The organism is Paenibacillus sp. J22R67 (assembly GCF_059692175.1).
The window spans coordinates 1-14,072 of sequence record NZ_JCAUAX010000016.1; the positions used below are offsets into that span (position 1 = coordinate 1).

The following is a 14,072-nucleotide window of genomic DNA, read 5'->3' on the forward strand; positions in this document are numbered from 1 at the left end:
AATCACAAACGTATCAAATCAAAACTAAAAGGCATGAGCCCGGTACAGTACCGAGCTCATGCCCAACAGGTTGCATAAAACATTTGTCTAACTTTAAGGGGTCACTTCACAATGCTGGGCTGCCTTTTCTTAATCAATATTTATTATTTTTTGAAAGCAGGATAGTACGTTTTTGTATATTCGTTGATAAGTGAATAAATGCTCATTTTGTTCGGAGCATTTAATACGTCCTGCACGATAGAATCTTGTCGGTCATAGTTATCGCGTACAATCGGATGATCGGAATAGTCATTACGTAAAATAGAATTGAAAATCAACATGCTGTATGAGATACCTGCTTTTACTTCGTGCAGCTCACCTACATCAAATATATCTGTGTTAGCGAGTGATGCTGGATCGCCCCAACGTCCTACTTCTTTTCCTGTTGCCATTGAAAAAGCGTCACGAATAAAATTTTCATAAGTTAGATTTTCCGTTGCTCCCATGTAAATGCCCTCCAAATACTAGTATGATATATATTTGACCTTCTTTGACCTAATCGAATTATACAGGAAAAAATAAGCAACATCAAGAATTGAAGGTTATTTGATGAACCGGCAGATTGATCTTTTGTTGTTAAAAAATGGCGGAGTGTGATGATCCAAATTGGCTGCAAAAAAATAGCCCAAACCTCTGCTGAGATTGGGAGCTAGTTTTTTATCTTGATCCTTTATTATGCTTTTGGCCTTTGAATAATAAAGTCGTAGAAATCTTTTAATTTCATAGGAAGCCAGAATAGGGTTGTAGAAAAGTAAAAAATGGGAATGACATATTTTTTATCTATAAACTTTTCTTGATAGTTAATGTCATGCATTGCTTCCATCATTTCATTGCGCTCTTTAGATGTATTTTCAGGGTCATGAATAATTTTTTTTAGCTTTTCTTCGTCTAGTATATATTCTTTAATCACTTTCACATGTTTATGTGCACTAGTGAAACCGATTAGGAGATAGATTAGTAACGTTATTAGTGTCAGCAATGCTTTTCTCCACCTCTCTAGTTAAGATGATTTAATCGTAAAATGGCTGAATCGATCGAAAATAATAAAGTAATCAATATCACTATTAAAGCGAACATCATCTATATTCGCTTCTTCCATGAAGTCGGGGATTGAGTGCGTCATTGCGATGGTACCGGTAGTAGATTTCATGAATGATTTAAAGTCCTTTGCTATGTGTTCCCAATTATCATCTTTGTCAAAGATAGCAACTTGGTTTGCGTCCTCTCCGAGATGTTGTTTAACTTCATTGACAAGGTAACTCTTTCCGCAACCTGGTGATCCGATAACCAGCATTCGCTTTCTGGACCGGAGTAAATCGGCAATGATACTGACCTGTGATGCATAGAGCTCATTAATTACTTTCTGCATCGTAACTGTATTATCTGGATTTAGATCAAACTGAATAACATGACCTTCTTTGAGTCCTAATTCATTTCGGATTTCAACAGGGATCGTAATTTGTCCGCGGCTTGTGATTGTGGATACTGGCATGTTGCTCACTCACTCCTCATTACTTACTATTTCTTACTTTCTATAGTAAGAAAAAGTAAGTAATGTGTCAATGTTTTCCTATTAATCGGAAAGAGGTGATTCTATCGAATCATACACAATGTCTTTATAAATGATTAAGAGTCTATTGATTTCCGTTTATGGAAGCGGTATGATTAGACTATTAATTCCGTTTACGGAAATGAGGAGTGGGATAAATGAATTATTTAATCAAAAAACATAAAGATGTAAGAATCGTTTGTGCAGATGATTATCCTGCGTTCGCTCAGCAAGGATACCGGATTATGAGTAGAAATGAAGATTACTCAAAGGCTCAAAGGGCATTAGAAGATAAGCTGTTGCAAATGAACGCTGGGTACATGGTTGATCCATTTGAAAACATTATTAGTACAAAGAGGGCAGCTGAAATCTTTGCCATATCAGAACGTCAAATACGTAATTGGTGCCAGGATGGAAAGCTAACCGCTCAATTACTAGATCCGTCTGATCCAAAGTCACCATGGATGATATATTTACCTATAGTAACAAACCGTCAGATACATAGTCAGCTTTCGAAACAAAACTTGCTAATAACTGGGGGTTTAGGTAGTGGGGGGGTGCTAGCATTATTGAGTACTATGGATCAGCTTCTACATGACGGGAGTAAGATTCTATCTATAGATATTAACAATGAGATTGTTCATTTCAACCATTTTGTAGGCGGATTATCCATTTCAGCGAAGGATTTTTCATTTGGAAATCCATACCCAGGTCTTACTAATGTCACATTTACTAGTAAAGATGAAGGTGAAGTTACAAATTTTTTGAATCTTATGATAAACGAATTAGAGGCAACATTGGGCTACGAGTACGTTATTATTGAGGGGAACACCACTTTTTTTGATACTAACTTCTCAGATTTTATAGTGCACGTCGAGAGAGCAAACAAACAAAAGACAAAATTTATTATTAAAACTAATAAAATCGATAAGTTCATTTCCAAGCGAGGCCATGTTTTAACAGAAACTTTCCCCAATGTTTTAGCTTTTAAATTACGGGAATATTTCGACCCGCAATTTCAAGAAGGCATACCGAATGGAGAGGCTTATCTGATTCGTGAAGGAAATCCTGAGATAGCAAAATTTATACTTGAATTGACCGAGGATGAGCTTAGTAAGTATAGCACCTTGTGGGCAAGAACGTAGTTAAGTTATTGTTGTGGCAGCGTAGAGATCGAATAAAGAGTGCTGAATTCATTTAAGCGCCGCTGCACGGAAGAAAAGGACTAAATTAGTGTCGTGATTATTGCGACAACTTCCATGATCTTGAAAAATGAAATCTACATAATGTCTTTATAAATGATTGGATAACTTAGTAGAAGAATTTAGCCAATATGAAAAAGATAGAATTACCGAGAAATACCTAGAAAAGAGGTGGAAAGGTTATAATATTAAAGAAATTTGATTTTTATGTCATTCGAACAACAATATCTAGTGTTGTATCATAATATTTGTACAACACTTGGAAGACAAGCCCAATTCTCGATTATTTAGAATTGGGGGTGGCGACCATAAAAAAAGAGGAATCAATAAAAATATTAATTAGTTTCTTATCATTTCTGATTGCCCTTCTGACGTTTATTTTCAAATAAAATAACCTACTCCGCCGGGGCTAATCGGGTAGTAGGTCACGTTAACAACTTAAAGGGCTGGTAAGGAACTCCAAGTGTTGTATAAAAGACAAGAACGCTGGTAACGTTCTTGTCTTTTTTTTTTTATAACTGATAGTAGTAATGTCTACAAAATGTCTACAATTAAAATATAACAAGTATGCAAGCTTTAATCAACCCTAATAAATAGGAGGAGGCATTTGTGGCAGCAATCCTATACTCGATAGGAAAAGATGTAGAAGGTAATTTGACAGTTGCGAACCAGGCAGTAAAAGGAAGTATGTATTATTGTCTCGATTGTAATGGGCCGATGATTGTTAGAAAAGGAGAGAAGAAGCGTCCCCATTTTGTTCATAAGGGTTTATCGGAAAATTGCTCACCTGAATCTGCACTACATAGAGGCTTTAAAGAATTACTTTATGAACGATTGACTAGTAATATATCAAAAAAAACAGAGGTGAATATTACTTGGAAATGCAACTTCTGCTCTGAAATGCATTTGAATAACCTAATTAGAAAAACCACTGAGGTACGTAAAGAGTTTACCTTCGGACGATGCAGACCTGATATTTCAATGTTTGACAGCAGTGGTAAATTAATTATTTCAATAGAAATAGTTGTAACTCATGCTCCAGAAGATTATGCTATTCAATTTTATATAGAAAATAAAGTTGCAGTAGTAATTTTCAAGCTTACAAGCGACGAAGATATACATTTAGTTTCTTTGGGAATTTTGAATCCTACTGAAGTTAGTGTTTGTACTAATCCTAAATGCAAAAATTGCGGAGGACCAACGACGAGAAAAAGAATTTATATAATTCAAGGAAATTGTTGGAAGTGTGAATTCCCTATGAAAATTGCTATCGTAGTTTCTAACTTTGGGCACTATTCTGTTGATGAATTTAATCGAGGTGAAGTTCATTTTGCTCTGGAGCAAGGTGTTAATATTCAAAAAAGATATAGCAGTACAACTAAATCATCCTACTTAGCACATGTTTGCAATAAGTGTAATTCTTTTATAGGGAATCATTTTCTATTTAATGATTATATAGTTCAAGCATTATATAATAATATTCCTTATGAGAAGTTTGATATAGGGTTTATGTGTGGTAATTGCTGGTCATAAACATAAACGCTAGATTTAAAAGCGATGTTGTAAGTAAATAAGGGAGGAGAGAAGAGGAATGGGATTTAGAGGATCTAATGGGACTTCACATAAAACTAAGAAATTAAAAGGTAGATGGAATAAGAAAAATTACAAAAAGGCAGGCGAAACCTATGTCTGTCCAAAATGTGCAAATGTAAACAGCGTACCTTTAAGAAATTCTGAGGGACTACCGTATTGTTCATCGTGCTTAGTCAAAACAGGGAACACAAATTTTATGATTAAACGGGATGTTGTAACCAGGCAAAAAAAATAACTATTGGGGATAAATTAGAATGGAATTTAGTAACAAGGTCGATTCGAATGATGATGTTGAAATAGGAAAGATAGTTCGTCTTAAAAGTGACGGCATGCTGTATCGAATTCGTGACATTCGTTTGGCGCATTCCACTAGCAAAAAAGTGAAAATGGAATACCAGTTACAACGTAGTAATGGTGGAAAAATTATCGATTGGGTAAACCGTGATTATTTTGATTCACAATCACAATAAAGGAATAGCTACCAACGTACAAAAACGGGGAAGCTTGCAGCTTAGGAAGAAGATGTCCTAAATTGAAAGTTTTCTTATTTTTGCTGCCGATTAGCTTATACCTTCAACATGAATTGATGTAATGTTGTATTGCTTCCAATAATCCAGGAGGCCAGAATAGTAGTAGAAAATATTTCTCTCACACGGCATGCATGATTTGGTGATTCATTTCAGCGGTCATGTTTCCTTTAATTTTAAAGTTGTTTTGAATTGAATGAATCTGTGAAACTACAAAGTCAATAAAGGTCGTTTTCTCGAATCATACACAATGTACTTGTGTATGATTCGCTAAAACCCGCAATCCCTTGCCCCGTATGGGGTTTCCCGTATTCCTGAATCTACGATTCTATAAGTCTAGCTATGAATCATACATAATGTGTGGTATAATATGGTTATGAATGATTGTGAAAGGTGAGTCAAAATGGAATTCGTACAGCCGATTCGAGACAAGAAGAAAATAGATTCCATGAAGAAAATTATAAAAGCGACCAGTATTAGGGATTATTGCCTTTTTACGCTAGGGATAAACTCAGGGCTGCGTGTCAGTGACTTATTGAAGCTACGAATATCGGATGTGTTGGATGAGAATGGTAAGATCCGGGACCGAATCGTTTTACGGGAAGACAAGACGAACAAGACCCGTAATTTTCCAATAGGGGTTGTTTCGGCTAAAGCGATAAATGAGTATCTTTCTGAAAGAGGAGTTTATTCGAGTATCGAGCCATTATTTGTTTCTAGGAAAACAAAAGATGGAGAACCGGCAGCTCTGCAGCGTGACCAGCCTTATAGAGTTATTAATAAAGCTGCGAAAGATATAGGGATCACGGACCGGATCGGGACTCATACAATGCGGAAGACGTTTGGGTATCATGCTTTTCAAAATGGCGTGGACATAACTAAAATTCAGAAGCTATTGAATCACTCAGCTCCGAGTATTACTCTTGCTTACATTGGAATCACCCAGGATGAATTAGATGATGTGGTGTTAAGTTTGAACTTATAACATGTGTTATTTTTCGGGAGAGTGCATTGAATGAATACTGAATTTAAAGCCTACCAAGATTACTGTAGCTTATGTAATAAACATGAAGTGTCGCCTCTAAGGTACAAAGAATGGAAGATTGCAATGGAAGAATCAAAGAAAGCGTCAGAAGCGTATGGTTTTGTCCAAAAATTGTCGGATAGGCTTCCATGGATTGTTTACATGTTATTTTTTCTTATTTTTATATCGTCCGCTTTTTACTTTTTTTTGGTGAGTGGGTAATTTTATGTCATTAATGTAGGATTACTTCGCAACTCAAGAAGAGAATGAACGACTTACATAATGAAAATATTTGGGAGAATAGAACATGTTCCAGTTAAGAAAAAAGAAGCATTCGCTTCAAGCTGATTCAAGCATTGACGAACAATTTCTGTTTTTTAATGCACGCGATTTCTTGAGATCCTTAGTAACCGATAATACTCATCGAGTCCGGAGATGGAACAAAAAGTTTGATCACGGATATGTCTTTTTTGAGATCAATAACGTGATCAATTTTGAAATAAACACGCCGAGGCGAAAAAAGGTTTTCTTGTTTAGCTTGTCACATCCAGAAAATGAGATCGTTATTAATGTCGAAGTAAAAGAAGGTTTTTTGTACCGTAAGGTGGATGTGATCGAAGATACGCCTATCTCCGAAATCAAGGATTTGATGAAACTTTGTTGGTTCATTGACATGATCAATACGAATGAATTTATCCGATTTAAGAAATACCAGGACAGGTATCTAAAGCTTATTGAAAGAATGGATTGGGAATATGGATTTGATTACTCAACATTCTCAAAAAGAGCAATTGAACGATTGAAGTGATACAACATGTTGAATAACTTGTCCGTAAAGGAATGAGAAGCGATGGACAAACTTGATGAAATTTATGAACTTCAAAATAGGTGCAGGATACTAAGTGAGCAAATGATTGATATAGCTCGCGAACTTTCTGATACACGCTATAAAAATTGTGATTTGAAACATTTAAGGGCAAAAGGTGACAGAATCGCCAGTATGGTTAAGGGTGTCACGAAAGATATTGCTACAAACATAGAAAAACGTCGAAGCGATACAACTTAATGAATAACCTGACCGTAGGAGGTAAGGAAGTTGAAAGCTGAAAAATTGCTAGAAAAATTAGAAAGCTATGAGCAAATTGCCTACGATGGTGGCTATGGTACAGATTGGTTAGCCGAAGTCGGAGAAGGATTCAAGTTCTATGTTCAAGAGTGTATAGATCAAGGAAAATCCGTCACTATTGCAGGCTTTATTAAAAAGATAGATGAGATGGCATCCGAAAAGGATTAAGTCATTCAATGAATAGGGAGCATGCATGAGCATGGATTTATTAAATGTCAAATTAGAAGAATATGATTTGAGAAAAATTAAAGAAATCGCTGCTATGCAAGGTAAAAATCCTGATGAATTACAACAGGTTGATGTTTGGGGAATCATCAGTATGGCTTTGATTGTTTATAAAACCGAAGTTAAAAGAGACGTAACAAAATGAATAGGTTGGCCGCTCAGGTGTGAACGGGACCTAAGTATTACAATGAATAGGGAGCGTGCATGAGATGGAAGCAAAGGTGCCTATGAAAACATTCGAGCATTTGGGTGCATTAAAAGCAATTTTGAATGCGCAAAGCAGAACGCCGAGTCAAAAGGTTGCAGAAGCTAAAAAAGAACTGAGCGAGCTTTACAAATTACTTGGATTAAAGTTCGAAGATACAAAATGAATAGGGAGCGTGCATTGTATGGAAATGGATAGATGGATTGAGGAACGTATTAATAAACTTAAAAAAGATATTGAAAAGTACGAAGATACTAATATTCCAGATCATACGCTCGAATGGATTGCTGGCATGCTTGAATCTGCTTATTTTCGTGGTCGTCATGAAGGTTCGAATGAAGCTTATGAAAATGTTTCGAAATGGCGTAAAGAAACATAATGAATAAGGTGAAAGCTTCGAAATCCGAAATGGTGCAGCTTGCTTTTGTAGGGATATTGTCGTTAATCGCTTGTTATTGTGCTTTTAGGATTTTCTACTAAGGGTATCAAAATGAATAGAGGTGTGCGTATGAAAAAAGAATGTGTGGATATTTGTAAAATCTGCCTTGAGGCTGCAATCGTCGACTAGAACAACGTTTGTATACACTGTATCAACGAAACAAAATGAATACATTGTCCGCTCAGGGTAAGACGGGACCTGCTCCTGCAGGGGGCGCATCTTCCTAAGCAGTCTCGCAACAGGGGGTGTACATGGTGATTTTAAAAGAAGCTTTGGAATGGTATGAAGAGCAGCTTAAAAAATATTACGGAACAAAATGAATAGGGAACTTACATGATGGCTTTTATAATAGCTTTTTATTTTTTAGTTTTTATGTTAATCGGGTTTTTAATTCGGTTATCGAAGTAAGGTGGTGAACACAATTATAAACAAAATATTTGTTATATTGGTCGCGATTTCCTTTATGTTTTGGGCTTTAGGGGGTTTGGCTAAAATTGCTCGAGAATATTTGACATCTCGTTATGAATCAAAATGAATAAACTTGTCCGTAAAGGTAAAGGAGATGTTATTGTGAAATTTTTAATTACTTGTGATTGTTGCGGAAGTACAGATATGAAGGAAACTAGAAGCCCTGAATTTCTTTCATGTATTGCTTGCGGTAGAATGATTCAACTACACGCTAAAAACATCAAAGTGGCGAAGTAATTCAATGAATAAAATTGTTTGTGGGAGGAAGTAATGAAACCAACATTAGTTTGCTATGAATGCGAAGTTTACACAAAGGATTATGATAACTGTGGTCGGCACGTCACTTGCGGTAAGGATGTTATGCCAGGTAATGAGCAAGTTGACCTTGAATATGAGGGTCAAGTATCTGAGTGAATACGAGGTGTCCATAAATGGATAACGATTGGAAGGCTTACCAATATTACTGTCAGTTATGTACCCAAAATAAAATGTCGCCGCTGAGTTTTGAAAAGTGGAAATTTTTAATTGATGGTTAAGACACATAATGAATACGAGGTGTTCATGTGAAAAAGATCATTTGCCGCTTGTTTCATAAGGATCATTGGCACACAAGTAAAAGGGAGTTTGGACAGGTCGAGTGTTATAAATGCGGACGCAAAGGTTCGTTCTGGACAATGTAATTCAATGAATAGGAGGTTTACATATGGAACGGATAAATATTGAGGATGGTAAACATACGAAATTGTTAGAGGAAATCGAAAATTTAATGAACGATGATGAAACCCTTGACGTTGTCTTCTTCGATAGTGTTGGTGGAGAGCCAGATCATTTGATTTACACAAGGACAGCTGTAATTGAATGGGGCGGTGGTGAATGGCTTATTTTACAAACGCATGATTGGGTTGGTGAGTCAGACGTTCACACTGTTCGTATTCCAGAAGCTGTTGTGAAATTTATGTGCGCAGACCTTTTGGCTAGGTCGATTTATTGTGTGAGATACCAGATTGGGGCAAACGGTCAACGTAAGCAGATCAAGCTTTAATTGTTGACGTATCAAAATGAATATTTAAGTACATAGGGAGGGTTTATATGAAGATTCACTATGCTGTAGCTTACCTCAGTCTAATGGACGAAGAGTACATGCGAAAGACGCACGGCGACGATTGTTTCACCGACGATCTAGGCCATGCAATTTTATTTGATACCGAAGCAGCTGCTCGCCAACATCTAGGGCCGGATGATTATATTGTACAAATCGAAGAAGACGAAGAAGGCTGTCTGTCTCGCATTGCATGAACACCGTTTGAATATTGAATGACATGAAAAGGATCATCCTGGTATGCAAATTAAAAAAAACTACCAACAGAAGCTGGTAGTCACTTTCGAAGGTAATGCAATAAGTTCTTAACGAAGGATCGTTTGTAATAAGTTCCCATAGGGACCTGAACTTGAATGGTAATGTCACAAGGACCAAATAATTTAATCTTATATTACCAAATTTCCCCTTACTAAAGCAAGTCCATTCTTAATCGCAGTGTGAATGAGTGAACATGAACTCATTTACACGAACGATCACAAGCATAGGCATGACCGAAAGTCTGGTATACAAAGGAAATATCTACGTTAAGCGATACGAAAAAGATGGTACTGGATACCACGGATTGGATAAAGCTTGGGAGTATGAAAATGATCTACCAGACGATGTTGTTGAAGCATTAGAAGATGGTGACCAATTGGTTATCATGAATGCTTTGGAGTAATGGACACGTTGAATAGAGAGGAGCGTGGATTAATTGAAGGAAGAGGTTTTTAAAAAAACGATCTTTTTAGGTATGATCGGCATTTCATGTGTGGGGGCATTACTCATTTTACTGGCTTGGCTACTTGGTTGGTAATAATATGAATTTATAATTGTTATTTAGGGAAAAGGCGGTAGTGAACAGTGTTTCAATTAAGAGGCAGTTATGACGCAAGTTCTGTAGCTAGAATTCTAGAAGATCAGGCGAAAATGATAAGAGAGGTAGGAGCTAATAGGATTCAAGTATCCATTAGCATTTCAGAAAGCATTTTGACAGGAACAGAAAAACAAGTAGAAGTATCGTTAGCAGCTGATGCATCGATGGACGTTGGATCTAAGATGTATAGAGTAAAGCTGACCGATAGTGAAGGCCAGCCTACCACTCTTGAAATAGCTCTGTTAGGAGATATTTCTGAAGTTAAAAGACAGATTCTACAACTGTATCCGAACATGAAGGTTTCTTATATCATGTTAATGCAAAACTAAATATAACGTGTGTTATAAATAATGACCGGGGAAGTTGCTTTAAACCCGGATGATTAATCGTTGGAAGGGTGTTGTATGGAACTGAAACGGACTAGAATTGTCAATGGAATCGAGTGTTCAACTTCTGAATATTTCCATGCGTTGCGTGCCGTAAATTTTATTGTTAATCATCAAATCAATTGGTCTATCAATCCATTAGAGAAGCGAGATTATGATCTTGATGAAATGATAGAACATGCGCAGATTATTGCGTCTGAACGAGGTTTGCAGTTAACACAAAAAATCGGAATTACGGGGTTCATTGATCTTGATGTCAGTCGATGAAAAGGAACTATCTGATGGCTAAGGGGATAGATTAATAAAATGTTTTGCATTATTTCCTATCTGTTATGATGCCGATGCGGACTTTCCAAATAATTATTGTGAAAGGTAGTGGTTGCTATGGACCTAAAAATATTAAAGATTGAACTGCCAGTTAAACATGACGAATGGGGTGTTATTCAGGTAAATAATTTTAGTAACACTTTTTTTCGTTTCGAAGTCAAAAACGGAAAGCCAGTTTTGGATACAAGTTTATTCGCAAATCAGGTTGAAGATCCTGCAAAAAAGCACCAAAAGCTGGATAAAGAAGGTGAGCTGTATAAAGGAATTCAAAAGTTGCTGGATGAATATTTTGTGGTATTGAACGAAGAGCTGAGGAAAGATTCAAATGGTGAAAAAGTCGTAGACATTAAATATAAGCAGCTTGATCGTGATCCTGAAGTAAAAAGAACTGTTAACCAAATGGAAAAGCTCATTTTCGGTGATGCCGGCGTTGGAATGATGGAGGCTTTGGGACTTACACCAGGGAAGCTGCAAAAAGCACTAGATCTGGCTATGGAGACTGAGATTAATTCTTCCACGGCGGATGGGATTGGCAACGTTGAAGAAGTGTTTTACAAAATCCGACCAATTGGATTTGAAGATCCTTCTATCACAATTCCATATCGTCCAGAAGTGGATGAAGAGATTAAAGATGAGGCGTCCGGTCTAGTCTTCAAGGTAGCCATGATTGATGATGCTAGGAGAGAAGCTTACGCTGTCCATTGGAAAATTTAAGGTAAACAAGGTGAGGAGGAGCATGTAGTGGATGCATTAAAAATGATTGTTGAACATATCGCAGAAATTGATAATAAGGTTCGGGACTCGAATAATGAGGGAATAATAGCAACGTTGTTGTTAGCCAAATCTGAAGCTTTAAAGGCTTTGGTTATGGGTCAGAAGTGCAAAGAAAAAATGAAGGACAACGAACCGATATGAATGCTTTTTTTTCGTTTGAAATTTACGTGTTTTCTATTATTTTTGTACTGCTTTCTGTCATGGTGGCCATGGGCGTTAGGCTGCTCGTACATAGCCGGAAAAATGTATTTTATCGACTGGTAATTTCCCTATCCCTAATTGTAGTATCGTATGTACTCGGGGTTACAGCGATGATTACTGGTAATGCGTTAAGTGAATTTATTTTCAAATGGTTTCTTGGGATTTCACTAGTGTCATTACATTGGTCCTTCTTGGAACTTCATACGATTCCTAAAAAATCAATGAGAATGCTTTTTCTCGTAATTTCAATCGGCACTGTCATTATTCCTGTAATTGGCTATGTTGCTCCAGGGCTACTGGGGATCCCAGCAGCATTTCAGGAATCATTTAAAACACAGCTGCCAATGTTAATTTCTGCAGCAGTAACGTTGATCATTTATTTAAAGGTTGCTCCCCGAATTTCTCATCGGCTTGTTTTCCGAATTGCACTTATTTGTTATTTTGTAAGCTTGATGATAGTGATACTCGGTAAAAGCATAACTTTGCCGCTTGTTGTTGGATGGATCGCCGTGGCTTTGCCGGTAATATTTTACTATATACTTTGTGTTGTTCTATTTTCACGCGTTGTCAGTATCCTTGGATCGGTTGCGAAATCGGCAGTTACGGACGGACTTACAGGTGTTTTTTTACGTAAGTACTTCAATAAGAAGCTGGAAGAGCTCGTGAATAAAAAAGTGAAATTTATGCTTATTTTTACAGATATTGACAATTTCAAGAAATTAAATGATACCAAAGGGCACCATATGGGGGATGAAATGTTAAAGCTAGTCGCTTCAATATTGAAAGAAGAGAGCAAAGGAATCGGAATTGCTGGACGTTACGGCGGCGAAGAATTGCTAGTTTTAGTAAGCGATCCTACTGTAGATGGAAAGGCATTGGCAGAAAGGATACGTCTTCGAATTGAAACAGAATCGATCGTTACTACAAGCATAGGAGTAAGTTATTATTCAGCTGGAGCCACAGCAGCTCAAATTATCCAGGAAGCCGATACAGCTATGTACAAGGCCAAGACATCCGGAAAAAACAAGATCGTATTTTTTTCAGAGATGAATCAAGAAGGAATTTAAAAATTCGTTAGTGGATCGTTATCGCCTACTTTAGGAGCTTTGAAAGTGAACATTTGCTTTATTATTTCTGATGGAAAGTTGGTCAATTTTGTTAAAAGGGATAAAGAAATTTGGCTCTATGCTGCTTCAAGGAATAGATGATCTTGTCGATAAAAACAACAATGTTCTCAATAGAAGCATTAATGCTGACGTACAAAGACAAAAACAAATTGGTGGAAAGATATTAAAAGGGAAGCACACTCTTGATGATATTGTTGAACTTGATATGATTGATAAAAAGCATAACTCACAACTTTAGTATTGTGGAATTTTCAATAATAAAATTTATGTTCCAGATAATGAGGCGGTCTAATCGGATTCACATTCAAGAATGTCATTCATTTTTATCCATTCTGTCGTATCAAGTTTAATGCGCCTCTGAATATGATCTACACGCGTGACTATTCCTCGATATTCTTTGTTCTCGAAAGGATCAAAGACATGAATTTTTATGGGAACTTGAAAAGAGAGGGAGTCACCAATATTTTGTGAAAGTTCATCCATCTTTTGAGCATCGAGAGTTGGTTTACTACGTTTCGTTTTGTCCTTTTCATACTGATTTAAAGCAGTCCTTAATTCGGGTAAGACGAATTTTGAGGACCATAGGCCGTTGCTGCCGGGGCTTATTTTCGTTTGCTTCATTCTGAGTGACACCTCTAAAAGGGGAATATTTGTTCTCATTATAAACGATGTGAATGTTTAAAGCAAACTCCTATGTAATGATAAAGTAGCTCGGTAAAGTTGTTTTTATGCCAAAATAAGTATCTAAAATTATGTACATTTAGTTGTTAAAATGTTACAATTAAATTGTAGGAGAAGAGGATTACTAGGAGGTTAACTTGATGTTGTTAAATTGAGTCCTTTCATATGATTTACGTACATATTAGTAATGGTATAAAACAGTCCAATATTAATATAAAAGGGGT

Annotated in this window: 23 protein-coding genes; 19 read left to right on the top strand and 4 right to left on the bottom strand. The window is 36.5% G+C overall.

Annotated elements, in window-relative coordinates; all coding sequences use genetic code 11:
* Positions 1-143 precede the first annotated feature (143 nt).
* From AC58VC_RS34180 to AC58VC_RS34190, 3 genes are all read right to left on the bottom strand, one after another.
* Positions 144-485, bottom strand: a complete 342-nt coding sequence (locus AC58VC_RS34180; protein WP_497375777.1) for a hypothetical protein — start codon at positions 483-485, stop codon at positions 144-146.
* 227 nt (positions 486-712) lie between these two features.
* Entirely contained in the window at positions 713-1,018 is a 306-nt protein-coding gene (locus AC58VC_RS34185) for a hypothetical protein (RefSeq protein ID WP_497375779.1), read from the bottom strand.
* A 21-nt stretch (positions 1,019-1,039) separates the two neighbouring features.
* On the bottom strand, positions 1,040-1,531 hold the full coding sequence (locus AC58VC_RS34190; protein WP_497375781.1) for an AbrB/MazE/SpoVT family DNA-binding domain-containing protein: 492 nt from the start codon (positions 1,529-1,531) through the stop codon (positions 1,040-1,042).
* A 215-nt stretch (positions 1,532-1,746) separates the two neighbouring features.
* Here AC58VC_RS34190 and AC58VC_RS34195 point away from each other — a divergent pair, with 215 nt between their 5' ends.
* The 19 genes from AC58VC_RS34195 (at position 1,747) to AC58VC_RS34285 (ending at position 13,405) form a co-directional block, all read left to right on the top strand.
* Positions 1,747-2,733, top strand: a complete 987-nt coding sequence (locus AC58VC_RS34195; protein WP_497375783.1) for a hypothetical protein — start codon at positions 1,747-1,749, stop codon at positions 2,731-2,733.
* Positions 2,734-3,399: 666 nt separating this feature from the next.
* Positions 3,400-4,323, top strand: a complete 924-nt coding sequence (locus AC58VC_RS34200; protein ID WP_497375785.1) for a competence protein CoiA family protein — start codon at positions 3,400-3,402, stop codon at positions 4,321-4,323.
* Positions 4,324-4,637: 314 nt separating this feature from the next.
* Entirely contained in the window at positions 4,638-4,853 is a 216-nt protein-coding gene (locus AC58VC_RS34205) for a hypothetical protein (RefSeq protein WP_497375787.1), read from the top strand.
* Positions 4,854-5,313: 460 nt separating this feature from the next.
* Positions 5,314-5,895, top strand: a complete 582-nt coding sequence (locus tag AC58VC_RS34210; protein ID WP_497375789.1) for a site-specific integrase — start codon at positions 5,314-5,316, stop codon at positions 5,893-5,895.
* A gap of 346 nt (positions 5,896-6,241) precedes the next feature.
* On the top strand, positions 6,242-6,742 hold the full coding sequence (locus AC58VC_RS34215; protein WP_497375791.1) for a hypothetical protein: 501 nt from the start codon (positions 6,242-6,244) through the stop codon (positions 6,740-6,742).
* Positions 6,743-6,784: 42 nt separating this feature from the next.
* Positions 6,785-7,000 (top strand): hypothetical protein, encoded by a 216-nt coding sequence (locus tag AC58VC_RS34220; protein WP_497375793.1) that lies wholly within the window; start codon positions 6,785-6,787, stop codon positions 6,998-7,000.
* Positions 7,001-7,030: 30 nt separating this feature from the next.
* A complete protein-coding gene (locus tag AC58VC_RS34225; protein ID WP_497375795.1) occupies positions 7,031-7,228 on the top strand; it encodes a hypothetical protein in 198 nt (65 codons plus the stop codon).
* 31 nt (positions 7,229-7,259) lie between these two features.
* Positions 7,260-7,430 carry a hypothetical protein gene (locus AC58VC_RS34230; RefSeq protein ID WP_497375797.1) on the top strand — a complete coding sequence of 57 codons (171 nt, stop codon included), beginning with the start codon at positions 7,260-7,262 and terminating at the stop codon, positions 7,428-7,430.
* Between the two features lie 64 nt (positions 7,431-7,494).
* Complete coding sequence (locus AC58VC_RS34235; RefSeq protein ID WP_497375799.1) at positions 7,495-7,656, top strand: hypothetical protein; 162 nt, start codon at positions 7,495-7,497, stop codon at positions 7,654-7,656.
* Positions 7,657-7,674: 18 nt separating this feature from the next.
* Positions 7,675-7,869 carry a hypothetical protein gene (locus tag AC58VC_RS34240; RefSeq protein WP_497375801.1) on the top strand — a complete coding sequence of 65 codons (195 nt, stop codon included), beginning with the start codon at positions 7,675-7,677 and terminating at the stop codon, positions 7,867-7,869.
* Positions 7,870-9,100: 1,231 nt separating this feature from the next.
* Entirely contained in the window at positions 9,101-9,439 is a 339-nt protein-coding gene (locus AC58VC_RS34245; protein WP_497375803.1) for a hypothetical protein, read from the top strand.
* A gap of 98 nt (positions 9,440-9,537) precedes the next feature.
* Positions 9,538-9,693, top strand: coding sequence for a hypothetical protein (locus AC58VC_RS34250; protein WP_497375805.1), 156 nt, complete (start codon positions 9,538-9,540; stop codon positions 9,691-9,693).
* A 290-nt stretch (positions 9,694-9,983) separates the two neighbouring features.
* Positions 9,984-10,157, top strand: coding sequence for a hypothetical protein (locus AC58VC_RS34255; RefSeq protein ID WP_497375807.1), 174 nt, complete (start codon positions 9,984-9,986; stop codon positions 10,155-10,157).
* Between the two features lie 182 nt (positions 10,158-10,339).
* Entirely contained in the window at positions 10,340-10,681 is a 342-nt protein-coding gene (locus AC58VC_RS34260) for a hypothetical protein (protein ID WP_497375809.1), read from the top strand.
* Positions 10,682-10,756: 75 nt separating this feature from the next.
* Complete coding sequence (locus tag AC58VC_RS34265) at positions 10,757-11,005, top strand: hypothetical protein (RefSeq protein WP_497375811.1); 249 nt, start codon at positions 10,757-10,759, stop codon at positions 11,003-11,005.
* 108 nt (positions 11,006-11,113) lie between these two features.
* Positions 11,114-11,779, top strand: a complete 666-nt coding sequence (locus AC58VC_RS34270) for a hypothetical protein (protein ID WP_497375813.1) — start codon at positions 11,114-11,116, stop codon at positions 11,777-11,779.
* A 27-nt stretch (positions 11,780-11,806) separates the two neighbouring features.
* Complete coding sequence (locus AC58VC_RS34275) at positions 11,807-11,980, top strand: hypothetical protein (RefSeq protein ID WP_497375814.1); 174 nt, start codon at positions 11,807-11,809, stop codon at positions 11,978-11,980.
* A 170-nt stretch (positions 11,981-12,150) separates the two neighbouring features.
* Positions 12,151-13,107 (top strand): GGDEF domain-containing protein, encoded by a 957-nt coding sequence (locus AC58VC_RS34280; RefSeq protein ID WP_497375816.1) that lies wholly within the window; start codon positions 12,151-12,153, stop codon positions 13,105-13,107.
* A gap of 70 nt (positions 13,108-13,177) precedes the next feature.
* Positions 13,178-13,405 (top strand): hypothetical protein, encoded by a 228-nt coding sequence (locus tag AC58VC_RS34285; protein WP_497375818.1) that lies wholly within the window; start codon positions 13,178-13,180, stop codon positions 13,403-13,405.
* Positions 13,406-13,455: 50 nt separating this feature from the next.
* Here AC58VC_RS34285 and AC58VC_RS34290 read toward each other — a convergent pair whose 3' ends face one another.
* Positions 13,456-13,788, bottom strand: coding sequence for a YolD-like family protein (locus AC58VC_RS34290; RefSeq protein ID WP_497375820.1), 333 nt, complete (start codon positions 13,786-13,788; stop codon positions 13,456-13,458).
* Positions 13,789-14,072 lie beyond the last annotated feature (284 nt).